The organism is Trueperella bialowiezensis (assembly GCF_900637955.1).
Classification (GTDB): Bacteria; Actinomycetota; Actinomycetes; order Actinomycetales; family Actinomycetaceae; genus Trueperella; species Trueperella bialowiezensis.
Genome location: NZ_LR134476.1, coordinates 580,562 through 603,740 on the forward strand (window position 1 = coordinate 580,562; position 23,179 = coordinate 603,740).

The following is a 23,179-nucleotide window of genomic DNA, read 5'->3' on the forward strand; positions in this document are numbered from 1 at the left end:
TGTGCCCGCATTATTTTTGCTGGCGCCGCTTTGTTTGGTTGGCAAGCGCTGAGATCGCGACGAGCAGCAGCCAAGTAATGATTGTGACAATGAAGGACAGCGCCGCCACGCCCTTCGGTGAATTCGAGGAGACCTCCACCATGTACACCGGGAAGGTGTAGTGGCCAAGGAGGGACGCCATCGCAAATTCGCCGAGCACGCCCGAAATGCACAGCAGCGCTGCTGACAGCATTGCTACGCGCAGGTTCGGGATGACGGCTTCGCGGAGCGTCGTCAACGTGTTGGCTCCCAACGACGACGAGGCGGCGAATATCGTACGCAGGTCCAGTGATTTCACGCCGGCGTCGATCGCCCGGTAGCACAGGGGCATGACGATGACGACGTACAGCGGCACGAGCGACCACAGCGACGTGATGAAACCTGGGACGAGCGTCCGATACAGCTCGGACACGCCAGAAACGAGCGCCACCGCGGGAACCACCATCGGCAGAATCGACAGCACTTCAGCAAGTTTCGCCAAGCGCGGGGCCTTGATGTTGAGGAACACGATGGTCGGCACGAGGAGCACAAGCATGAGGATGGTGGTAGCTGCTGTAAGTAGCAGCGTGTTCACCAACGCTTCGCTCGCCCTACCCTGCCCGAACACTTCAATCAGCGGATCGAATGTGAAGGGCTGGCCCGGCCGTGAAAAACCATAGGTCGCCGCCGCGATCCACGGCAGTAACAGCCCGCACAATGACACGGCGAGGATAGCTAAGGACGCCCAGTTGTAGTCTCCTGAGGCGGCCAGCCCCCGAGCCTTGCCGGCGGGCCGTTTCGCCGAAGCGGGGGTGGTCACTAGTTGCTCAGCCATTGATCACTCTTTCTCGTGAGGTAGAAGCGCAAGCCCATCGCCGCCAAGATGATGATCATCATCCAGGTGACGAGGCCGGCTGCCAGACCCGGGTTGAGGAGGACGTTGCCGCTGATGTAGAAGCCGATGAGGATCGGCACGAGGTTCAACGAGCCACCTGCGAGCGCGTAGGCGGTCGCATACGCGGCGAAGGCATTCGCGAACAGCAGCAGGAACGATCCCAGAATGGACGGCCAGAGCACTGGGATGACGACGTCGCGCAGGTACTGCGACTTCGTCGCACCCAACGATTGTGCGGCTTCCGCCCACTGTTTCTTAATTCCACCCAGCGCGGGCAGCTTCAAGATCGCCATGAGCGGGATCTGGAAATACAGGTACACGAGGGCAACTCCGGAGAAGCCGGTTAACGAGAAGTTGTCCAGCAGCCCGGGGAAGATCTTGTTAACCGCCGTCGTCATGATTCCGTACGTGCCCAGCAAGGCCACGAACGCGTAGGCCAAGTTGACACCACCCGATTGCGAGGCAAGCGCCGAGAAGCTGTTGACCAGCGAGGTCAGCCACTTCGGCTTACGCGCGGTTTGTAGCGCCCACGCCAACGGGACACCCAAAACAGCACCAATGAACGCGGTGATAACGGACAGGTTCGCCGTCGTGATAAACGCCGAACGATGAGTCTCATCCATCGCCTGCGCCATGGTCTGAAGCGAAAAACCGCCCGTAGGACCTTGGAAAGCCGTGATGAGATTGGCGATCAGCGGGAATATGAGGAAGAAGGCCATGAAGAGAAGGAACGGCAGAGCGCCTGCCCACGAGCCGGTGGTCACCGACTTCCACGGCAGGCGCCTACGCCGCTTTCCATGAGCCTTCTCCTGCTCAGCAGGATGGGCTATGGATGTCATTTTAGTACTTCACCTTCTGCGCCCACTGGGTTGCGATCACCTGGTTGGCTGCGTCACCCTGCTCGGCAGTCGGCAGCTTAACCTTCTCGATGATCTTCGGATCCGGCAGCGACGCCAGAGCTTCGTCAGAGAGCTTGCCAGCCTCGGCTAGTTCGTTGAAACGAGCTGGGATAGCACCACCCAGTGCGTACTGTTCGGCGCCTTCATCCGAGGTCAGCCAGTCCACCCACAGGCGTGCAGCGTTCGGTTGCGGAGAGTTGATCGTGACCGGCTGAGCGTAGTAGTTACCGAACACGCCGTCTTCAAGCACGAAGTACTCGAAGTTCACGCCGTCAGCCTTCAGCTGCTCCTCGCGGCCAAGCCAGTTGTAGTTCCAGTCGAAGATGATGGCAGCTTCACCCTGCGTCATGCCGGCAGCCGCACTGGAGACGGACACGAGGTTTCCGCTTTCCGCCAGCTCAGCAAAGAAGTCAATACCAGGTTCGATGTCGTCCAGCGACCCACCGTTAGCCAGCGACGCCGCGAACACCGCAGCAATCGAGGAAGCACCCTGACGCGGGTCACCCGGGATAGCAATCTGGCCCTTGTACTTCGGATCACGCAGATCGTCGAACGTCTTCGGCACCTCGTCTACGAGGTCCATGTTCACACCAATCGAGATCACACCATAGTAGGCGCCCACCCAATTGCCATCCGGATCCTTCAGGTTGTCCGGGATCGAATCCCAGTTCGACGGCTTGTACGGCTCCACGAGACCACGCTGAATCGCCGCGTTCGTGAACGAGTATCCAATATCGAGAACGTCAGGCTGCGTGCTCTGCCCCTTGAGGTTCTCCACCGCCTGCAACTCTTCAGCAGACGACGCATCCGGAGAATCGACGACAACCTCGACCCCGTACTTTTCTTCGAAACCTGCAAAGTGGCCAGCGTAGTTTGCCCACGTCTCAGGGTAAGCAATGAGGCGGACCTGGCCCTCTTCCTTCGCCTTTGCTGCGATCTCGTCAAAATCCTTGCCGATCTTGTCAGAATCCGTGGCACCGCCGTCGTCGCCACCACATGCTGCTAGCGAGAATGCCATGACAGCTGCGACACCGAGGCTCAGAGTACGCTTCAAACCTTTACGCGTATGTGTGAAAGACATGAGTTTCCTTTCCAGAGGCGATTCTGTTCGCCGTCTAGTAGGGAGTGTGTCAAGGTGAAACAACACGCTGGTTTCGCGAAAGTAAATAAAAAGAAATTTGAGCTAGACCTTTAGAAAATGTTGCCAATCACTCACTTGGCTCGGTGCGCACGATAATCCTGCCAGCCCCAAATCGCATGAGATCCTCAGAATATTCGACAACCGCGCCGCTCTTATCCCGCGCCACCCGTTGGATTCTCAGTAGCTGGCGGGCGTAATTGACTCCCATGAGTTCTTTTTCCGCGGCCGAGCAACGGGCCACCACCAGCTCCTCCACTTTCGACACCGGGCGCCTGTCATATTCGCCTAGCAACTCGTAGATCGACATCGAGAGGTCGCGTTCCAACAGGTCCGGAAATAGGGACGCCGGAAAATACGAGTTTTCTAGGAGGGTGGGTACGCCTCGCACGCTTCTGAGGCGGACGACGTTGAACACGCCGCTGCCTTCCGCGATCTCGAGCGCATGGCTGACTTCGGGGCTCGCGTCTTCTTCTGCCGCGTGCATGACCACCGATTCCACACGCTGGCCGCGCTTTCTCAGTTGAGGCAAAATCCCGTCGATACGGTTGAGTTCAATTCGTGGCGGAGCCGCACACACGAACGTGCCACCACCGCGCCCACGTTTGCGTTCGATGAGACCTTCGGACTCTAGTACATCGAGCGCTTGGCGCAATGTCATTCTAGCGACGCCGTACATGGCAGCCAGGTCGACTTCGGGCGGGAGCTGGTCGCCCGGGCGAATATCGCCGTCGTCAATTCTGGTGCGTAAATCTTCAGCTATCCGCACGTAAACGGGTTTGCCTGCACCCGTGGGTTCCAGTCTTTTCTTGACGCTCACAAGAAGGCAGCCAGTTTAACCAACGGCGTCTCGTTCACGTTCACCACGTGAGCCCCGCTAGCTCGCGCTGCAGCGAGTCCCGTCTTGGAGTCTTCGAACGCTAGGCAACGCTCCGGATCTGCCGCTAAACGCTGCGCACCCAGCAGATACGGCGCCGGATCGGGCTTGCCCGGCACGTCGTCGGTACCGGTCACGACGGCGTTGAAGTACGTGTCGTCCAGCGCGCCGAGGGCGACGTCGACGAGCTCCTTTTCCGTCGCGGTCACGAGCGCCTGTGGGATGCCCGCCATGCGGAACGCGGTCAGGAGCTCGTGGGCGCCCGGCAGCAGCTGGGCGCAGGAGTAGACCTCGTTCTTGAGCCGCTCGGACAGCACGGCGAAAATCTGGTGCGGGTCCGGGCGCGTGCCCGTGCCGCGCTCGACGGCGTCGGCCATCCGCATCGAGTGGTTATGACTGTTGGCTCCGGCGATGTATACCGAATCGTCGTCGTCCCACACGCCGCCGACGGCGAGCACCACTTCGGCCGTCATCTCCACCCATTCGGCCTCGCTGTCCATGATCGTTCCGTCCATGTCCCATAAGACGGCAGCGGGCGTTCCTTCAAACCCAAGTTGGGCAAACACGTCGTTGACAGCCATGGCTTCAGCCTATCAAGCAGTGCGCACTTTCCCACGGCCTGTTTAAGCCGTGGCTGAGGAACAGCGCCTAGCGCAACTGAGCATAGCAACCACTTGACGTGATGTAGTAGGTCTACTACATTTAGTAGCGTTGCTTAGTTGTTTTGGATTACACACAGAGAGGCTTGCCATGGTAGTAGCGCTCGAAAATATCTCGTTCTCCTACGGCAATCACGAGGTGATTACCGACCTGTCCATGTCGATCGACCCCGGCGAGATCGTCGTCTTACTGGGCCCGAATGGCGCTGGCAAAACCACCCTCATCGAGCTCATCGTCGGCTTTCTACGCCCCGCCCGCGGAAGCGTCCGGGTCTTAAACCACGATCCGCGCGCTGGCGGCACCGACTTTTGGAAGAAGATCGGCCTCGTGCAACAGCAGTGGCGCGATCATCCGAAGTGGACGGCACGCCAACAGCTCGAATGGATTGCCAGCGCCCATCGCACCACCGGAGATCCCGTGGCCTCCGCTCACGACGCTTTAGAAAAAGTAGGCCTCGCCGACTTCGCCGACCACCAACTCGGGAAACTCTCCGGCGGGCAACGCCGCCGAGTAGATTTCGCCGCCGCCACACTCACCCACCCACAATTCCTCATTCTCGATGAGCCCACTACCGGGCTCGATCCCGTCGCACGAAACGACGTCCACGAACTCATCGACTCCGTTCAACTATCCGGCGCAACCGTCCTCATGACCACACACGACCTGGCCGAAGCTGAAAAGATCGGTTCCCGCATTCTCATCCTCAAAGACGGCGCAATCATCGCCAACGGTTCCGCCGAAGAATTACGCGCAGGGCTCGACACGCGCTCCGAAATCCGGTGGCGCGACGACGCCGGAGAACGCCACGTCCACGTGACCGATCAGCCCCTCGCGTTCGTTCGCACACTCCCCGATTCGACAGCCGATCTCACGATCAGCCGTCACACCCTGGAAGATTCCTACCTCGCATTGATTGGAGACCGCTCATGATCCGCAACATTGTGTCCACCGGACTACGGCAAGCCAAAGCTGACATCCGGCCGAACCTCATGGGCATCGGCCTAGTCAATTTCATTTTCACACCGGCACTACTGCTCATCATCGCTAAATTCCTCGATGGCCGGCAGCTAGCTGAAACTCAGACCACCGTCGGTAGCTTCCTCATATCCGGGCTTATCGGCGCATTTGGCACGATCCTTATCATGCAGGTCGCAAGCGAAGTGTACATGGAACACCTCAATGGCACTCTCTTGCGGGTCAAGACACTTCCGCACGGCGTGCCAAGCTGGATGATCGGCAAAGCCCTATCCGCTGGCGCACTCGTATTTTTGCAGGCTCTCATTGTGGGAACCGTGGGCGTCGTCGTGCTCATTGGTGATTCAAGCAAAATTCCGGCGGTCATCGCAGTCTCCATCATCAGCATCCTGGCCCATATACCGCTCGCATTTATCGTCTCCACCTGGGCGCGCGGGATCTGGACAGCCCTCCTCGCCTACGCGGCCGGACTGGTGCTGCTGTTGATCTCGGGGGGCCTTATATCCGCTGTCATTACTGCCCGACTGGGTCACGCCAGTAGCGATGATCTTCCCCGGCTATTGGTCCACGCAGCTCTCCCACCAAGCGCTTTTTGACGAGGCGGTAGTGGCCAGTTTCGGCTCGACGGTCCATTCCCCATGGATTGCGATTGCTGTGATCGCCCTCTGGTTCGTCGTCGGCTCTGTTGTGGCTGCATGGCTCACCGAAAAATCCTTCACCAAGGAAACTATCGGCACGCTGATAGTATCCAATGCACGAATGGAAAAGTACATGGGGATGAGCTGACGTGGCTAACAAGAACACCTCACAGGCCGGTAACCCGGAGATTTACAACAGGCTACCCGTGCTCCGTGCAGACCGGAAAATTTCCCGGCGAGACCTCGCAGATGCACTCGGCGTGCACTACCAAACTATTGGTTATCTCGAGCGCGGCGAATACCTGCCCTCCCTCCCCCTTGCGTTGAAAATCGGCGCCTACTTTGGAGTCCCCGTCGAGTCGGTGTTCAGCCTCGAACCATTCGATCCCATCGGCTAACCTGCGCTGGCTCTACCGGATGGTCGCCAGCAAGCCTGCGTTTCTGCTTATATAGCAATAACGCCGGGCTCGAGGGGCTTAAAGTGCCGCGTTTCTGCTTATATGGCAATAACGCCGGACTCGCGGCCTCAAAACGCTCTCATTATTGATGTGGTAGCAGAAACGGGGAGGGACCCTCCCCAGGTAACCGACTCCCTGCTCCCACACGCAGACACGAGGGAGCCCCGAGCAGTACGCCCGGGGCTCCCTCCATGATCTCTAGATCAACAAGTTACTTGATGATCTTGGTGACACGACCGGAACCGACCGTGTGGCCACCCTCGCGGATAGCGAAGCCGAGGCCCTCTTCCATAGCGATCGGCTGGATGAGCTCGACCGTCATCTCGGTGTTATCACCAGGCATGACCATCTCGGTGCCTTCAGGCAGCGTGATGACGCCGGTGACGTCCGTGGTACGGAAGTAGAACTGCGGACGGTAGTTAGAGAAGAACGGGTTGTGACGGCCGCCTTCTTCCTTCTTCAGGATGTAGACCTGAGCCTCGAAGTTGGTGTGCGGGGTGATCGTACCCGGCTTAGCAACAACCTGGCCGCGCTCCACATCCTCACGGCGGGTGCCGCGAAGCAGCAGACCACAGTTCTCGCCGGCGTCGGCGTGATCCATCTGCTTGTGGAACATTTCAATACCGGTCACGGTGGTCTTCTGCGGAGCGCGGATGCCGAGAATTTCGACTTCCTCGTTCAGGTTGAGCTGACCACGCTCGACACGGCCGGTCACAACGGTGCCACGGCCGGTAATGGTGAAGACGTCCTCAATCGGCATGAGGAACGGCTTGTCCATGTCACGGACCGGATCCGGGAAGTAGTTGTCAACCTGATCCATGAGCTCTTCGATAGCAGCAACCCACTTGGCGTCGCCTTCGAGAGCCTTCAGAGCGGAGATCTGGACGACCGGAGCGTCGTCGCCGTCGTAGCCCTGCGAGGACAGGAGGTCACGGACCTCCATTTCGACGAGCTCGAGGAGCTCCTCGTCGTCAACCATGTCGGACTTGTTGAGTGCAACGATGATGTCCGGCACACCAACCTGACGGGCGAGCAGGACGTGCTCACGGGTCTGAGCCATCGGGCCGTCGGTAGCAGCAACCACGAGGATCGCGCCATCCATCTGAGCGGCACCGGTAATCATGTTCTTGATGTAGTCCGCGTGTCCGGGAGCATCGACGTGAGCGTAGTGACGCTTCTCCGTCTGGTACTCGACGTGCGAGACGTTAATGGTAATACCACGCTGACGCTCTTCCGGAGCGTTGTCGATCGTGGAGAAGTCACGGCTCTCGTTGATCTCCGGGTACTTGTCCGCAAGAACCTTCGAGATAGCGGCGGTCGTCGTCGTCTTTCCGTGATCGACGTGACCGATCGTGCCGATGTTCATGTGCGGCTTGGACTTGTCGTACTTGGCCTTGGCCACTTGCGCCCTCCTGGGACTAGATTTCTAAGATTCGTTCCTATGAATCTTAACTGTCTGATGTTTTCTTGTAAATTTTGACAGCGAGTTATTCGCCGTGAGCTTTCGCAATGATCTCGTCCGAGACGTTCTTAGGAACCTCTTGGTACTTCGCGAACTGCATGGTGTACACTGCACGACCCTGCGTCTTCGAACGCAGATCGCCAACGTAACCAAACATTTCGGAAAGCGGGACCAGGGCACGAACGATCTTGATGCCGGTGGCATCTTCCATCGACGAGATCTGGCCGCGGCGAGAATTGAGATCGCCGATGACGTCGCCCATGTACTCTTCCGGAGTACGGACTTCGACATCCATAAGCGGTTCAAGGATAACCGGCTTGGCACGCTTGATGCCCTCGCGGAACACCATTTGGCCTGCGATCTTGAATGCCATTTCCGAAGAGTCGACGTCGTGGTACGCGCCGTCTTCGAGCGTGGCCTTCACGTTCACCATCGGGTAACCAGCGAGAGTACCATTTTCCATCGCGGACTGAATACCTTCAGACACGGACGGGATGTACTCGCGCGGCACACGCCCACCGGTGACCGAATCGACGAATTCGTAGATGTCGCCTTCTTCATTTTCCGGGAGCGGTTCGAAGGTCACGATAACCTTTGCGAACTGGCCCGAACCACCGGTCTGCTTCTTGTGGGTGTACTCGACGGACTGCGCGGTACCGGTAATGGTCTCGCGGTAAGCAACCATCGGTGCACCAACGTTCGCGTCCACCTTGAATTCGCGCTTCATGCGGTCAACAAGGATGTCGAGGTGGAGTTCGCCCATACCGCCGATGACGGTCTGGCCGGACTCCTCGTCGAGGCGAACGGTGAACGTAGGATCTTCTTCGGCAAGCTTCTGGATCGCGGTGCCGAGTTTCTCCTGATCGGCCTTCGACTTCGGCTCGATGGCCACGTGAATAACCGGATCAGGGAAGGTCATCGATTCGAGCAGGATCGGGGCGTCCTGTGCGGACAGCGAGTCGCCCGTCGTCGTGTCTTTCAGACCAACGACGGCGTAAATATTACCCGCTGACGCGTGATCAACCGGCTGCTCCTTGTTGGAGTGCATCTGGAAGATCTTTGAGACGCGCTCGCGCTTGCCCTTGGTAGCGTTCAGGATCTGGTCGCCGGCGTCGATCTTGCCCGAGTAGACGCGAACGTACGTCAGGCGGCCGAAGAACGGGTGCGCAGCGATCTTGAATGCGAGTGCCGAGAACGGCTCGTCGACTGCCGGCTTACGCTTGAGTTCAACGGTTTCGTCCTTGACGTCCGTGCCGAGCACGTATTCCACGTCCACTGGCGACGGCAGGTAGTCAATGACGGCGTCAAGCACCGGCTGCACACCAATGTTGCGGTATGCGGAGCCCGCGTAGACCGGGAACAGTTCGCCGTCGATCGTCAGGCGGCGAATGACCTTCTTGAGTTCGGGGATCGAGATTTCTTCGCCGCCGAGGTACTTGTCAAGAAGTTCCTCGTCGTTTTCTGCGACGGTCTCGATGAGCTCGTTGCGGTACTCTTCAGCCTTGGCGACGAGGTCTTCCGGGATGTCTTCGGTGACGACGAGCGCGCCCAACGTGGGGTTACCCTTGTCGTCCTTCGCCGGGAAGCGGTAGGCCTTCATTTCTAGGACGTCGACGACGCCGGCCAGCTGATCTTCAGCACCGATCGGGAACGCCATGACGAGCGGCTTAGCCTTCAGACGATCCTTGATCGTCTGGATGGCATGGTCGAAATCGGCGCCCATCTTGTCCATCTTGTTGATGAAGCAGACGCGCGGAACGTTGTACTTGTCGGCCTGACGCCACACGGTTTCAGACTGCGGTTCAACGCCTTCCTTACCATCGAACACGGCAACAGCGCCGTCGAGGACGCGCAGCGAACGCTCCACCTCAACAGTGAAGTCCACGTGTCCGGGGGTGTCGATGATGTTGATCTGGTTCTGCTTCCAGAAGGTGGTCACGGCAGCCGACGTAATCGTAATGCCGCGCTCCTTCTCCTGCTCCATCCAGTCGGTCGTTGACGCGCCGTCGTGGGTTTCACCGAGCTTGTAGTTCAGACCGGTGTAGAACAGGATGCGCTCCGTCGTCGTGGTTTTACCCGCGTCGATGTGCGCCATGATGCCAATGTTACGGACCTTACGCAGATCCTTTTGTGGTTCGTGTGCCACTGATTACTTTCCTTGTCCAGGCCTTGCCGGCCTTGTAAACGACTTACCAGCGATAGTGAGCGAAGGCGCGGTTGGCCTCAGCCATACGGTGAACGTCTTCACGGCGCTTAACAGCGGCACCCAGGCCGTTGGAAGCGTCCATGATCTCGTTCTGGAGACGTTCAAGCATCGTGTTCTCACGACGGTCACGTGCATAGTCCACAAGCCAGCGGATCGCGAGAGCGTTCGCACGGTGGGGCTTGACTTCGGTCGGAACCTGGTAGGTAGCACCACCCACACGGCGGGAGCGGACTTCAAGCGACGGGCGAATGTTGTCAAGAGCGCGCTTCAAAACGGTGAGGGCGTCCTGACCAGTCTTTTCTTCCACTGCGCCAAGTGCGCCGTAGACGATACGTTCAGCCACGGACTTCTTGCCATCGCGAAGCACACGGTTGATCACCTGTGTGACGATGGGCGAACCGTAGACCGGATCGTTAACAAGCGGGCGCTTGCGGATTGGGCCTTTACGTGGCATCTTACTTCTCCTTCTTCGCACCGTACTTGGAACGACCCTGACCGCGGGACTTCACGCCCTGCGTGTCGAGTGCGCCACGGACAATGTGGTAGCGAACACCGGGAAGATCCTTCACACGGCCACCGCGGACGAGCACGATCGAGTGCTCCTGAAGGTTGTGACCTTCGCCGGGGATGTACGCCGTGACTTCGATGCCAGTCGACAGACGGACACGAGCAACCTTACGAAGAGCGGAGTTCGGCTTCTTCGGTGTAGTGGTGTAAACACGCGTGCACACGCCTCGACGCTGCGGGCCTCCCTTGAGGCCAGGGGTCGAGGTAGCGCTCTTCTTGCGTGAGCGGCCCTTGCGGACCAACTGCTGAATAGTAGGCACTATTTCTCCTGTTTTTGAGTTCAGATCGTCGAACTGCCCGCCTGTTCACGAGGAACCTGCGTTTCGGAAGCACACCGTATCTTCCTAGCGTCCGCGAGTCGTTAGCCAAAAGCGCTGTGCAACTACGTGGCTTTTCGGCAAAGCAACGCGACCCACGGAACGGGCACCGTGTAATAGATTAACGTTTCGAAGCGCCCGATGTCCAAGTTTGTGAGGTAAATGGGCAGTGGCACTACCCACAAACAGTGTCTGCGCCCGTTAAAGCAAATCGTGAGCGAGCGCCTTTTGCATTTCCTCGTCGATATGCGCCGTTGCCTTGAACATACGCCAGCGGGCATCGCCGTCTCGATGCTCTAAGAAGCCGAATTTGTCACTGTAATATTTTCTGAGACTCTCGTGCTGAGCGTCCAGAAGTAATAACATGGCATCCACCTTCTGAGCAGCCTCGAGATTGACGAGCATCACACCGCATGAAGCGCTCTGATGGCATCGACGAAAGGTTGATGGACCGCCTCTTGGCGTTCGGCGTCTCGGAGTAGTTCTTCAGGCACAGTTACACGGCGAGGCGCAGGCATGCCCGGGGCCTCACCCTCTTTAGGAGCTCTCTGCAGGAAATAGCTCACAAGTTCAGACTGCGTAAGATCGCAACGCTTGCTGTCATCCGGTCTAGACTCCCAGGAGCTTTGCCAAATGGCCTCCCCGCGGGAATATTCCGCTAGCTCGAAGCTATCCATGCTTCCGTAAAAGTCCCAGACTTCATCAAGAATCGCCGTGACATAGCCGGTCATCGACTCTCGGTCTACATCGCGCTCCTCAAGCTGAGTTTGCATCATGGAGGCGTCTACTTCCTTTTTACCAGCGTGGGCGCTGAGCAACTCTCCGACGACGGGGCCATATTGCATTGCGTAAAACCGCTCTCCAAACAGGGGTTCCCCGGTCAGATGTGCGAACCATCCATAGGCGTAGAAACACAGTTTCTGCAGCTTAACTGCGTTAACTTTTCCACCTGCGCGATCTAAAAACTCACTTGCGATATCGAATACGGTAATCATTTCTACACTCCTCCTTCAATCTCATCTCTTCCTGTCGCGCTTAACGGGATGCCGCCATTTGCACTGCGCGCACTACGTAGACCGATCCATGCGACTTCCTGCAATACAGAACGTTGAATTAATAAAAGAAAACCCTACCACATTGTGACCCTTCACACTATAATCAGATTATGGGCGTGGCTCGCGGACGTGACATCTCGAGCTATCCCTAAAGCACGATCCAAGATCCTGGAGGTGATTTCCATGAAAACCATCACCGCACTTATTTGTGCCACTACGCTTTCACTCGCCTACCTCACATCGGATCCCCACACGGACTCTACTGGGGACTCACCAACACTTGACGCTCTCGAGCAAGAAGTGACACTACACACTCAAGACACGCTTTCGCTATCAAATCCTTCAGAGCTTGCCGTAGGCCCGCCTAACCTCTTCGAGCTCATTTCTGAGGACGGAGATCTCAAACAGTTCTACGTCTACGATGATGACCGCGGACAGGCCTTACTCACTATTCCAGTAGACCGTGCTGTGCTCACACATCAATTCGGAAACAACCATCCCGAAATCGCTGGTATTCCCTTCTCAGCTCAGACCGATTCTGATCCGGATCAGACCGTGCTAAGGGTTTCCCAATTCACGGGTGAGGAGATAGAAGCTAGTTTGGACGCTATTCAGGATTATCTGGAAGCTGAGGGAATTTCGGGCGCGCTCGAATATGACGGATGGACGGATACCATCGTTTTGTTGGGAGATCCTCAGGACATCGATGTTTCCGCTCTACCACCGACTTCACTCCCTATTGTATTTGAGGGCGCCGTAGTGTCGTCCGCTACTAGCGGGAGTGAATGATGATTGTTAAACGTGCTATTACGCTGGTCGCGGCATTCTTTCTTGCAGGATGTTCCGCCTCGCTGAAAGCGCCCCATATGGCTCCCGAGCGTGAATGGAACACCATTGCCATTTCCAGCACAATTGAACGATTGGATGTCGGAGACGGCGAGGTCTGCCCCATCATCGAGCCAGACACACTCGTGATCTTTTCCGATAAAGCCTCCTCATCCGACGACGGGGCCACCCTCGATGTCGATGGCATCAAGCTAAAGGTCGGTTCCACTTTCGAAACGTCCGACCTCAAACCACTCGAGGGCGGCTACGACTGCGGCGGTAACCACTACGACTCCGCTGTACACGTGGTCTTCAAAGGCGTAACTCTCTTAGAGGCCCACTAAGCCAAACACCCAATAATCCTGGGTAAGAAGTGGGCGGGCGGTGAAGTTTTCACCGCCCGCCCACTTTCGACGAGTTCACTACCTGCTAGGTAGTCACTGCCAGGTTAGAAGTCGAGGCCGTAGCCATAGCCCATGGACGTGTCATAGTCGTCCATCTGGCCATAGCCATAGATGTCATCAAAAGCATCCAGCCCTGCGAACGTGTTGAGCTGATCGTACTCAGCACGAGCCTCAGCAGTCGGCTCCACCTTCGGCTTACGCAGCTGCTCCAAGCCAGTACCGGCCGGGATGAGCTTACCGAGGATGACGTTCTCCTTCAGCCCCTCAAGCGGATCGGACTTCGCGTTCAGTGCCGCCTCAGTCAACACCTTCGTGGTCTCCTGGAACGACGCGGCCGACAGCCACGAATCCGTGGCAAGCGACGCCTTCGTGATACCCATGAGCTCCGGACGGCCCGACGCCGGCTTACCGCCCTCGGCCATCGCTGCACGGTTCGCGGTCTCGAACTTCGACACATCCACAAGCTCACCCGGAAGCAGCGATGTGGTGCCCGAGTCGAGCACGGTCACGCGGCGCAACATCTGGCGCACGATAACCTCGATGTGCTTGTCGTGGATTTCCACGCCCTGCGAGCGGTACACGTTCTGCACTTCACGCACAAGGTGCAGCTGCGCAACGCGCCGACCAGAGATACGCAGGACCTTCTTCGGGTCCACCGAACCTTCAACGAGCTGCTGGCCGACTTGCACGTGCGAATTCTCAGGCACGAGCAGCTTGGCACGCTTGCCCACGAGGTACGTGAGGTCTTCGTCGCCGTCGTCACGCTTGATGATCAGCCTACGCGAACGCTCCAACTCCTCAGTTTCGAGACGGCCGGACGCTTCCGCGATCGGTGCCTCACCCTTCGGCGTACGAGCTTCGAAAAGCTCCTGGACACGCGGCAGACCCTGAGTGATATCCTCTGCCGACGCCGCACCACCAGTGTGGAAGGTACGCATCGTCAGCTGGGTACCCGGCTCACCAATCGACTGGGCGGCCACAATGCCGACAGCCTCGCCGATATCGACGAGCTTGCCCGTGGCAAGCGAACGGCCATAGCACTTGGCACACGTACCAACGCGCGAGTCACAGGTCAGCACGGAACGCACGGTGATCTCGATAATGCCCGCGTCAAGCAGCGTCTCGAGTGCGACGTCGCCAATATCAACACCGGCCTCAACAAGCACGTTGCCGTCCGCGTCGGTCACGTCCTTCGCCAACGTACGCGCGTACACCGATGTGTCGATGTCGGCGGCACGCAGCACCTCAGCGCTCGCCCACACGTCCTCAGACACTTCGGCTTGCGCAACCTCACGTGCGACGCCGTCAACGTCTGCCATACGCAACTCGTTGCCCTCGGCGTCAGTCAACGCGATCGTCTTCTTCAGCCCGCGCGACGTTCCGCAATCAGACTCGCGCACGATCACGTCCTGAGCCACGTCAACAAGACGACGGGTCAAGTAACCCGAGTCGGCTGTACGCAGAGCCGTATCGGCCAGACCCTTACGCGCACCGTGGGTCGCCGTAAAGTACTCGAGCGCCGACAGACCTTCACGGTAGTTCGACTTGATCGGACGCGGAATAATCTCGCCCTTCGGATCAGCCACAAGGCCACGCATACCGGCAACCTGACGAATCTGCATCCAGTTACCACGAGCACCCGAGCTCACCATCTGGTTGATGTTGTTCAGGTCGTCGAAGTTCTTCCGCATCTCATCGGCGACGACGTCGGTCACTTCAGACCACAGCGCCACCAGGTCGCGGCGGCGATCCTCGTCACGAATGTTACCTTCTTGGAAGTCCTGTTCGATCTTCGCGGCACGCTCTTCGGCCTTCTCCAGGATCTCTGCCTTGGTATCGGGTGCGACGACGTCGGACACGGCGATCGTCACACCAGAACGACCACCCCAGTAGAAGCCGATTTCCTTCAGCGCATCGAGCGAGGCCGCTGCGTCTACCTTCGGGTAACGCTCGGCAAGCTCGTTAACAATGTTGCCGAGAACCTTCTTGTCAACAGTCTTGTTAACGAACGGGAACGTCGTCGGAAGCGCGTCATTGAACAGGGCGCGTCCGAGCGTCGTCGTCAACAGGACAGAATCGCCTTCTTCGTAGCCTTCGGGAGCCTTCCACCCGCGTGGCAGAACGATCTCGTCGGCCTTCCAGCGAATATGGCACGGCGCGTTCAGGTGCAAATCACCCAGGTCGTAGGCCATCTGGGCTTCCGCAACCGACGTGAAGTAACGCCCGGCGCCTTCCTCATCATCACGCTGGCTCGTCAAATGGTACAGGCCGATAATCATGTCCTGCGAAGGAACCGTAACCGGGCGGCCATCCGACGGCTTGAGAATATTATTCGCCGACAGCATGAGGATACGAGCCTCAGCCTGCGCTTCAACCGACAGCGGCAGGTGAACTGCCATCTGATCGCCGTCAAAGTCAGCATTGAACGCTGCACACACAAGCGGGTGCAAGCGGATGGCCTTACCTTCAATCAGCTTCGGTTCAAACGCCTGAATACCAAGGCGGTGCAGCGTGGGTGCGCGGTTAAGCAGCACCGGGTGCTCTTGAATAATCTCTTCGAGCACGTCGAACACTTCGTCGCGCTGACGCTCAATCAGGCGCTTGGCAGCCTTGATATTCTTCGCCAACTCGAGATCCACCAGGCGCTTTTGCACGAACGGCTTAAACAGTTCGAGGGCCATCGTCTTCGGCAGACCACACTGGTGAAGCTTGAGGGTCGGGCCAATCACGATCACGGAACGGCCAGAGTAGTCCACACGCTTACCGAGCAGATTCTGACGGAAACGCCCCTGCTTACCCTTAAGCATGTCGGACAGCGACTTCAGCGGACGGTTACCCGCACCCTGAACTGGACGGCCACGGCGACCGTTGTCGAACAGCGCGTCCACGGCCTCCTGCAGCATCCGCTTTTCGTTGTTGACCATGATCTCCGGCGCGTTCAGGTCGATCATGCGCTGGAGGCGGTTGTTGCGGTTAATGACGCGACGGTACAGGTCGTTGAGGTCCGACGTCGCGAAACGTCCGCCGTCAAGCTGCACCATCGGGCGCAGATCCGGCGGAATAACCGGAATCGCATCCAGAACCATTGCCTCTGGCGGAGTCTTCGAATGCAGGAAGGCGTTGACCACCTTGATCCGCTTCAGAGCGCGCGTCTTACGCTGAGCCGTACCGTTTTCGATTTGGTCAACGAGCAGATCGTGCTCAGCCTGTAGATCGAAATTCCGCAGACGACGCTGGATCGCTTCAGCACCACGGTAGGCAGCAAAGTAGTCGCCCCAACGAGCTTCCATCTCCCGGTAGGCGATCTCGTCACCTTCCAAGTCGCCCACCTTCATCTTGGTGAACTTGTCCCAAATCTCTTCGAGACTCTTCAGGTCGTTCTCGTAACGAGTACGCACCCGGCGCGTGTTAGCCTGCAGCGTCCGCTTGATCTTTGCGATCGACGCCGCATCCTCCCCCGCTTTTTCGGCCTCGGCGAGCGTACGCTCTTCCTCTTTGAGCGATTCTTCGACGGCGGCGTCGCGTTCCTTTTCTAGGTTGTCCCGCTCGAGCTCGTACTCGGCGGTCAGCGTTGCCATGTCGTCGTGACGGCGCTGCTCATCGACGTCGGTCACCATGTATGCAGCGAAGTAAATGACCTTTTCCAGGTCCTTCGGCGCGATATCCAACAGGTAACCCAAACGCGAGGGCACACCCTTGAAGTACCAAATGTGAGTCACCGGCGCGGCCAGCTCAATGTGGCCCATCCGCTCCCTGCGCACCTTGGCACGCGTGACCTCAACGCCACAACGTTCACACACAATGCCCTTGTAACGCGGACGCTTGTACTTGCCGCAAGCACACTCCCAGTCGCGAGTGGGACCAAAAATCTGTTCGCCGAACAAGCCGTCCTTCTCCGGCTTGAGCGTACGGTAATTAATCGTTTCAGGCTTGGTAACTGTGCCGTGCGACCACGCACGCACGTCATCCGACGTCGCGAGAGAGATCGACAGCTGGTCAAAAAGATTGACGTCGAGCAAGATTCCTACTTCCTCTGTTCTTACGCCTATTACTATTCGCGTCTGGGGCGGCGGGCGCGCGCCGCCCCACACACGGTTTAGTTGTTAGAAGTCTGCGCCGGTCTCGAGTTCTTCAAGGCCGGTGGTGACGCCCGCCGACTGCGGGGCACGGAACGCATCCTCGTCTGAATCCTGCAGCGAGATGGCATTGCCTCCCGCGTCCAGAGCCTCAACGTTCAAGCACAGCGAACGCATTTCCTGAACCAGAACCTTAAACGATTCCGGCAGCCCAGGTTCGGGAACGTTATCGCCCTTGACGATCGCCTCATAAACCTTGACTCGGCCGACCGTGTCATCAGACTTGATCGTCAGCATCTCCTGCAGGGTGTGAGCCGCACCGTAAGCTTCGAGTGCCCACACCTCCATCTCGCCGAAACGCTGACCACCGAACTGAGCCTTACCACCCAGCGGCTGCTGGGTGACCATCGAGTACGGGCCAGTGGAACGCGCGTGAATCTTGTCATCCACAAGATGGTGCAGCTTGAGCATGTACATGTAGCCCACCGACACCGGCTCCGGGAACGGATCGCCGGTACGGCCATCGAACAGGCGAGCCTTACCGGTTTCGTCAACCAGCCTGTCGCCGTCGCGATTCGGGTTGGTCACGCCCAATAGACCCTTGAGCTCATCGGACTGCACGCCGTCAAACACCGGGGTCGCTACCGTACGTTCGGCATCGGCCTTCACAGCGTTCTCAGGCAGGCGCACAGCCCACTCTTCGCCGGCTTCACGAGCCTCGGTAGCATCCCAGCCGTGCTTGGCAACCCAGCCCAAGTGCAGTTCAAAGACCTGGCCGAGGTTCATACGGGAAGGCACACCCAGCGGGTTGAGCACGATGTCAACCGGAGTGCCATCTTCCATGAACGGCATGTCCTCAATCGGCAAAATACGAGAGATGACACCCTTGTTGCCGTGACGGCCAGCCATCTTGTCACCAATCGCGATCTTGCGGCGCTGCGCGATATGTACGCGCACCGACTGGCGAATATCCGACGGCAGTTCGTCATGATTCTCTTCCGAGAACTCCTTGACATCAATAACAATGCCGGACTGACCGTGCGGCACACGCATCGACGTGTCGCGTACTTCCTTCGCCTTTTCACCAAAGATTGCGCGCAACAGACGTTCTTCGGACGTCAGTTCCGTTTCACCCTTCGGCGTGATCTTGCCAACCAGAATGTCGCCGGCGGTCACTTCCGCGCCCACGCGAATAATTCCGCGTTCATCTAGGTGAGCGAGCATTTCCTCGGACACGTTCGGAATATCCCGCGTGATTTCCTCCGGGCCAAGCTTCGTATCGCGAGCATCAATCTCGTGTTCCTCAATGTGGATCGAGGTCAGCAGATCCTCCGACTGGCAACGCTGAGACACGATAATCGCGTCCTCAAAGTTGTAGCCGTTCCATGCCATGAACGCGACGAGCAGGTTCTGGCCAAGCGCCAACTCACCATTTTCGGTAGCCGGGCCGTCCGCAATCAACGAGCCTTCTTCTAGGCGGTCGCCTTCGGAGACCATCACCTTCTGGTTCGTCGAATTACCCGGGTTCGACCGTTCGAACTTCGCCAGACGGTAGGTACGGTACGTGCCGTCGTCCTGTTCCACAGTCACGTGATCCGCATCAACTTCGATGACGACGCCGGGCGCTTCAGCCACGAGCACGTCGCCAGCATCCACAGCGGCACGCGTCTCAATACCCGTGCCAACAAGTGGAGCCACCGGCTTAATCAGCGGCACTGCCTGACGCTGCATGTTCGCACCCATCAACGCACGGTTCGCGTCGTCGTGCTCGAGGAACGGAATCGCAGCCGTACCGACGGACACCATCTGACGTGCAGACACATCCATGTAGTCCACGTCCGCTGCCGGGATCAGCGCAGGCTCACCACCAGGCAGGCGCACGAGCACCTCATCCTCAATAAAGTTGCCATCAGCGTCCATCGGAGCCGAGGCCTGAGCGACCGTGTAGCGGTCCTCGTCAGCGGCGTCCAAATAATCAATCTGATCGGTCACACGCCCGTTATCAACCTTGCGGTACGGGGTCTCAATGAAACCAAACGAGTTAACACGCCCGTAGGTAGCCAGCGAGCCGATCAGACCAATGTTCGGACCTTCCGGCGTCTCGATCGGACACATACGGCCATAGTGCGACGGGTGAACGTCACGCACCTCCATCGAGGCACGATCACGCGACAGACCACCCGGACCAAGAGCCGACAGCCTGCGCTTGTGGGTCAGCCCCGCAAGCGGATTGTTCTGATCCATGAACTGCGACAGCTGCGACGTTCCGAAGAACTCCTTAATCGCCGCCACAATCGGACGGATGTTAATCAGCGACGACGGCGTAATAGCTTCGGCATCCTGAGTCGTCATCCGCTCACGGACCATACGATCAAGGCGCGCCAAACCGGTACGCACCTGATTCTGAATCAACTCACCAACAGCGCGAATACGACGATTGCCAAAGTGGTCGATATCATCATCTTCCACGAACACTTCACGGCCGCCGTCGATCGTCGTCGTTTCCTTCTCCCCCGCATGCAGCGCAAGCAGGTAGCGGATGGTTGCCGTAATATCGTTCAGCGTCAGCTGACGATCCGTGATCTCTTCCGGAAGCCCCAGCTTCTTGTTGACCTTGTAGCGGCCCACCTTCGCCAAATCGTAACGCTTCGGATTCAGGTAGAAGTTGTTGATCAGCGTACGGCCAGCCTCCGCCGTCGGAGGTTCACCCGGACGCAACTTACGGTACAGATCCTGCAGCGAATCTTCCTGGTTGTGAACCGTGTCCTTCTCGAGCGTGTCAATAAGAATCGGGTAGTCCGCGAACTCTTCACGGATCTCTGACTCAGTCATCCCCAGCGCTTTGAGGAACACGGTGACCGACTGCTTACGCTTACGGTCCACACGCACACCGACCATGTCACGCTTATCGATCTCAAACTCGAGCCACGCACCCCGCGACGGAATGATCTTAACGTTATAGATCAGCTTGTCCGACGTCGGATCCGCAGTCTGCTCATAGTACACGCCAGGCGAACGCACCATCTGCGAGACCACCACACGCTCAGTGCCGTTGATAATGAACGTACCCTGCGGAGTCATCAACGGAAAATCACCAATGAAGGTGGTCTGCGACTTAATCTCACCAGTCTCATAGTTCTGGAACTCGGCAGTCACATACAGCGCCGCCGAATAGGTGAGATCCTTCTCTTTGCACTCGGCGATCGACGCCTTCGGTTCTTCCAAGTGCGGATTAGACAACACGAGCCCCATCGTGTCAGCCGTATTCTGGATGGGAGAAACCTCGTCAAAAATCTCTTCCAGGCCGGACTTTTCACCGGGGGCAGCGCTTGCACGCCATTCTTCAGAGCCGATCAGCCACCCATAAGAGGAGGTCTGCAGCCCAAGAAGATCAGGAACCGGAAGCGGTTCCTCAATCTTCGCGAATGACACGCGATCAGAGGTCAGCTTACCGTTAACAACGGTGGTATTAGAGGTGCGCGAAGCAGCCAAAGGGCGATCCTTCCCGAAAACTTGGTTGGGCCAGCGCGGCTCACACCTGCACAAACGCCAAAGTTCGGGTAACGCCTGCTACGCAACCGCACGAACTTGGGTACGGCAAATGAGAGTTCACGCAATTTTCTAATTTACTCTGCAGGCAAGAGGAAGTCTAGCCCCGGCCATGTGGAAGGGGTCACGACACCTGATAACATTCGTGATCCTCGAATCACCTGGGCGGGTGTGTAGCTGCCCAGGGTTCCTCGATACACGAAGCCTTTTTCCACCATTGACTTTCGCACACAAAACCGATCATTGCAAGTATGGCGCGCAAGGCGGACATGACGAAGGCCCCCGGGTGAACCCCGAGGGCCTTCGCATGGAGCTTTAGGTTACTTGAGCTCGACGGTCGCGCCAGCTTCCTCAAGCTTAGCCTTCGCCTCATCAGCAGCTTCCTTAGCAGCGCCTTCGAGGACCGGCTTCGGAGCTTCGTCAACGAGAGCCTTAGCTTCCTTCAGGCCAAGACCCGTGATCTCACGGACAGCCTTGATGACAGCAATCTTGGTGCCGCCAACCTCAGCGAGGACGACGTCGAATTCCGACTTCTCTTCCTCAGCCGGGGCGTCGCCACCAGCAGCCGGAGCAGCAGCCGCAACAGCAACCGGAGCCGCAGCTTCGACATCGAACTCTTCCTCAAACTTCTTCACGAAGTCATTGAGCTCAACGAGGGTGAGCTCCTTAAACGCTTCAATAAGCTCTTCAGCAGTGAGCTTGGCCATGATGACCTTCCTTCCTTATGCCTACTTGCGAGGCAGTTACTTAGTGGTTTGTGCTGCCTTTTAGGCAGCGGCTTCCTGCTTCGCACGCAGGGCGTCAACGGTACGAACAGTCTTCGTGGCGGGAGCCTTGAAGACGAATGCAGCCTTGACCAGCGAAGCCTTGAGGGCTCCAGCTGCCTTCGCGAGGAGGACTTCACGCGATTCGAGATCAGCGAGTGCCTTGACGCCGTCGGCGTCAAGTCGCGTACCTTCCATCACGCCAGCCTTGACAATGAGCTTGTCATTTTCCTTGGCGAAGTTCTTGAGAGTCTTAGCTGCGGAAGCGACGTCACCGGTGACGAAAGCCAGGGCGGTCGGGCCCGTCAGGTCATCTGCGATGGCCTCGAGTCCTGCCTCCTTAGCTGCGATCTTGGCAAGCGTGTTCTTTGCGACGTGGTAACGCACTCCGGCACCAAGCGCGCGGCGCAGAGATTTCATCTGCTCCACGGTCAGGCCGCGGTACTCAGTCAGCAGAACAGCGTCAGCCTCGCGGAACGATTCCGTGAGGGCCGCGATCTCAGCCTGCTTTTCGGTCCTTTTCATGGGACCTCCTTCCGATGTTGTGCCGCAGTTTCGAGCAATAAAAAACCTCGCACGCACAGGTACGAGGTCAACACAACCAGCGACATGCTTGAGCTGGATTGATTAAGTTCTCTCACCTGCGCTGGCTTCGATTGCTCGAATTATCTCCGAAGAGACCTGCGGTCTTGGGCATCCCCTACTGTAGTGGCGGCCTTGGTCTGCTTTCAAGACCAAGGCCGCCAACGTGCGCGAGTTCACGGCGCAGGCTTAAGATTCAGTCTCCCGCACAAGTGCCGGTGACTTTGTTTGGCGAGTCGGATTCTTCCGGTGGCGAGCGTAGATCATCCATCCCAGCGCAATCACTCCGATGCCAACACCACCTGCCAGATCAAAGACAGCATCGGAATTGGTCATTGCTGACTGCACAAGGAGAACGATGGCTGCAACACAGAATAGCGCCACACTTGACACGAGAAATCTCCACGCCACTGGATTCGGTGAGGTGTCTGCCCGGAAAGCGAACAGCAGCAGCCCGATGTCACAGGCGATGGTCATGACAATAACCAGCCAATGCCAGTGGTGATTAGTTACCTCGAGCGTCCGCCCAGTTATGAAGGGACTCAGGACAACCATGAGTAATGGCAGAAAACGAATTCTGTCCCACCACATAATCGATTCACTCGTCGACATCTTCGCCTCCTAACATATTCGGATAGGCGGATACGCGTGATAGCGCACTCGCCTACCACCTCTTGGTGAGAACAACCCCACATCGTTGTGGTGTTAGGCACTAAATTACGCAGGTGGGTAAAGTGTGTCAATAGGTTTCGGAAAATCTATCTTGTGCGTTATTGCTGTGGTAGCAGAAACGATGAGGTTCAGGGCCCTCGAC

22 protein-coding genes are annotated in these 23,179 nt (G+C 57.9%); 6 read left to right on the plus strand and 16 right to left on the minus strand.

Going from position 1 to position 23,179, the window contains the following annotated elements:
- Positions 1-10 precede the first annotated feature (10 nt).
- From EL234_RS02715 to EL234_RS02735, 5 genes are all read right to left on the minus strand, one after another.
- Positions 11-853: an ABC transporter permease gene (locus tag EL234_RS02715; protein WP_126416023.1), complete on the minus strand. Its 843-nt coding sequence runs from the start codon at positions 851-853 to the stop codon at positions 11-13.
- Positions 838-1,752: an ABC transporter permease gene (locus EL234_RS02720; RefSeq protein ID WP_126416024.1), complete on the minus strand. Its 915-nt coding sequence runs from the start codon at positions 1,750-1,752 to the stop codon at positions 838-840. The genes EL234_RS02715 and EL234_RS02720 overlap by 16 nt, the downstream gene beginning before the upstream one ends.
- Position 1,753: 1 nt before the next feature.
- On the minus strand, positions 1,754-2,893 hold the full coding sequence (locus EL234_RS02725) for an ABC transporter substrate-binding protein (protein WP_126416025.1): 1,140 nt from the start codon (positions 2,891-2,893) through the stop codon (positions 1,754-1,756).
- Positions 2,894-3,020: 127 nt separating this feature from the next.
- Positions 3,021-3,770, minus strand: a complete 750-nt coding sequence (locus EL234_RS02730) for a GntR family transcriptional regulator (protein WP_126416026.1) — start codon at positions 3,768-3,770, stop codon at positions 3,021-3,023.
- Entirely contained in the window at positions 3,767-4,408 is a 642-nt protein-coding gene (locus EL234_RS02735) for an HAD family hydrolase (protein WP_126416027.1), read from the minus strand. The genes EL234_RS02730 and EL234_RS02735 overlap by 4 nt, the downstream gene beginning before the upstream one ends.
- Positions 4,409-4,577: 169 nt before the next feature.
- Here EL234_RS02735 and EL234_RS02740 point away from each other — a divergent pair, with 169 nt between their 5' ends.
- The 4 genes from EL234_RS02740 to EL234_RS02755 are packed head-to-tail and all read left to right on the plus strand — an operon-like array spanning position 4,578 to position 6,498.
- Positions 4,578-5,417 carry an ABC transporter ATP-binding protein gene (locus tag EL234_RS02740; RefSeq protein WP_126416028.1) on the plus strand — a complete coding sequence of 280 codons (840 nt, stop codon included), beginning with the start codon at positions 4,578-4,580 and terminating at the stop codon, positions 5,415-5,417.
- The gene (locus EL234_RS02745) at positions 5,414-6,058 is read left to right on the plus strand and encodes a hypothetical protein (RefSeq protein WP_126416029.1); all 645 of its coding nucleotides are present in this window, start codon (positions 5,414-5,416) and stop codon (positions 6,056-6,058) included. The genes EL234_RS02740 and EL234_RS02745 overlap by 4 nt, the downstream gene beginning before the upstream one ends.
- Before the next feature lie 10 nt (positions 6,059-6,068).
- A complete protein-coding gene (locus tag EL234_RS02750) occupies positions 6,069-6,248 on the plus strand; it encodes a hypothetical protein (protein WP_126416030.1) in 180 nt (59 codons plus the stop codon).
- Between the two features lies 1 nt (position 6,249).
- Positions 6,250-6,498: a helix-turn-helix transcriptional regulator gene (locus tag EL234_RS02755; RefSeq protein ID WP_126416031.1), complete on the plus strand. Its 249-nt coding sequence runs from the start codon at positions 6,250-6,252 to the stop codon at positions 6,496-6,498.
- 271 nt (positions 6,499-6,769) lie between these two features.
- Here the strand turns inward: EL234_RS02755 and tuf are convergent, their stop codons facing one another.
- The 6 genes from tuf to EL234_RS02785 form a co-directional block, all read right to left on the minus strand.
- A complete protein-coding gene (tuf, locus tag EL234_RS02760; protein ID WP_126416032.1) occupies positions 6,770-7,960 on the minus strand; it encodes an elongation factor Tu in 1,191 nt (396 codons plus the stop codon).
- Positions 7,961-8,045: 85 nt separating this feature from the next.
- On the minus strand, positions 8,046-10,115 hold the full coding sequence (gene fusA / locus EL234_RS02765; RefSeq protein ID WP_241969104.1) for an elongation factor G: 2,070 nt from the start codon (positions 10,113-10,115) through the stop codon (positions 8,046-8,048).
- 94 nt (positions 10,116-10,209) lie between these two features.
- The gene (gene rpsG, locus EL234_RS02770; protein ID WP_126416034.1) at positions 10,210-10,680 is read right to left on the minus strand and encodes a 30S ribosomal protein S7; all 471 of its coding nucleotides are present in this window, start codon (positions 10,678-10,680) and stop codon (positions 10,210-10,212) included.
- A 1-nt stretch (position 10,681) separates the two neighbouring features.
- Positions 10,682-11,053 carry a 30S ribosomal protein S12 gene (gene rpsL / locus EL234_RS02775; protein ID WP_126416035.1) on the minus strand — a complete coding sequence of 124 codons (372 nt, stop codon included), beginning with the start codon at positions 11,051-11,053 and terminating at the stop codon, positions 10,682-10,684.
- 258 nt (positions 11,054-11,311) lie between these two features.
- On the minus strand, positions 11,312-11,518 hold the full coding sequence (locus EL234_RS02780; RefSeq protein WP_126416036.1) for a hypothetical protein: 207 nt from the start codon (positions 11,516-11,518) through the stop codon (positions 11,312-11,314).
- Positions 11,515-12,105: a Panacea domain-containing protein gene (locus tag EL234_RS02785; RefSeq protein ID WP_126416037.1), complete on the minus strand. Its 591-nt coding sequence runs from the start codon at positions 12,103-12,105 to the stop codon at positions 11,515-11,517. The genes EL234_RS02780 and EL234_RS02785 overlap by 4 nt, the downstream gene beginning before the upstream one ends.
- 243 nt (positions 12,106-12,348) lie before the next feature.
- Here EL234_RS02785 and EL234_RS02790 point away from each other — a divergent pair, with 243 nt between their 5' ends.
- Positions 12,349-12,954 carry a hypothetical protein gene (locus tag EL234_RS02790; RefSeq protein WP_126416038.1) on the plus strand — a complete coding sequence of 202 codons (606 nt, stop codon included), beginning with the start codon at positions 12,349-12,351 and terminating at the stop codon, positions 12,952-12,954.
- The gene (locus EL234_RS02795; protein WP_126416039.1) at positions 12,951-13,334 is read left to right on the plus strand and encodes a hypothetical protein; all 384 of its coding nucleotides are present in this window, start codon (positions 12,951-12,953) and stop codon (positions 13,332-13,334) included. Before EL234_RS02790 ends, EL234_RS02795 begins: the two co-directional genes overlap by 4 nt.
- Positions 13,335-13,438: 104 nt before the next feature.
- On the opposite strand, the gene rpoC is transcribed toward EL234_RS02795, so the two are convergent.
- The 5 genes from rpoC to EL234_RS02820 form a co-directional block, all read right to left on the minus strand.
- Positions 13,439-17,413, minus strand: a complete 3,975-nt coding sequence (rpoC, locus tag EL234_RS02800; RefSeq protein WP_126416040.1) for a DNA-directed RNA polymerase subunit beta' — start codon at positions 17,411-17,413, stop codon at positions 13,439-13,441.
- Between the two features lie 84 nt (positions 17,414-17,497).
- Positions 17,498-20,962: a DNA-directed RNA polymerase subunit beta gene (gene rpoB, locus EL234_RS02805; RefSeq protein WP_126416041.1), complete on the minus strand. Its 3,465-nt coding sequence runs from the start codon at positions 20,960-20,962 to the stop codon at positions 17,498-17,500.
- A 377-nt stretch (positions 20,963-21,339) separates the two neighbouring features.
- On the minus strand, positions 21,340-21,726 hold the full coding sequence (gene rplL, locus EL234_RS02810) for a 50S ribosomal protein L7/L12 (protein WP_126416042.1): 387 nt from the start codon (positions 21,724-21,726) through the stop codon (positions 21,340-21,342).
- Positions 21,727-21,786: 60 nt separating this feature from the next.
- Positions 21,787-22,308: a 50S ribosomal protein L10 gene (rplJ, locus tag EL234_RS02815; protein ID WP_126416043.1), complete on the minus strand. Its 522-nt coding sequence runs from the start codon at positions 22,306-22,308 to the stop codon at positions 21,787-21,789.
- 246 nt (positions 22,309-22,554) lie between these two features.
- Positions 22,555-22,977 (minus strand): hypothetical protein, encoded by a 423-nt coding sequence (locus EL234_RS02820; RefSeq protein WP_126416044.1) that lies wholly within the window; start codon positions 22,975-22,977, stop codon positions 22,555-22,557.
- Between the last annotated feature and the right edge of the window lie 202 nt (positions 22,978-23,179).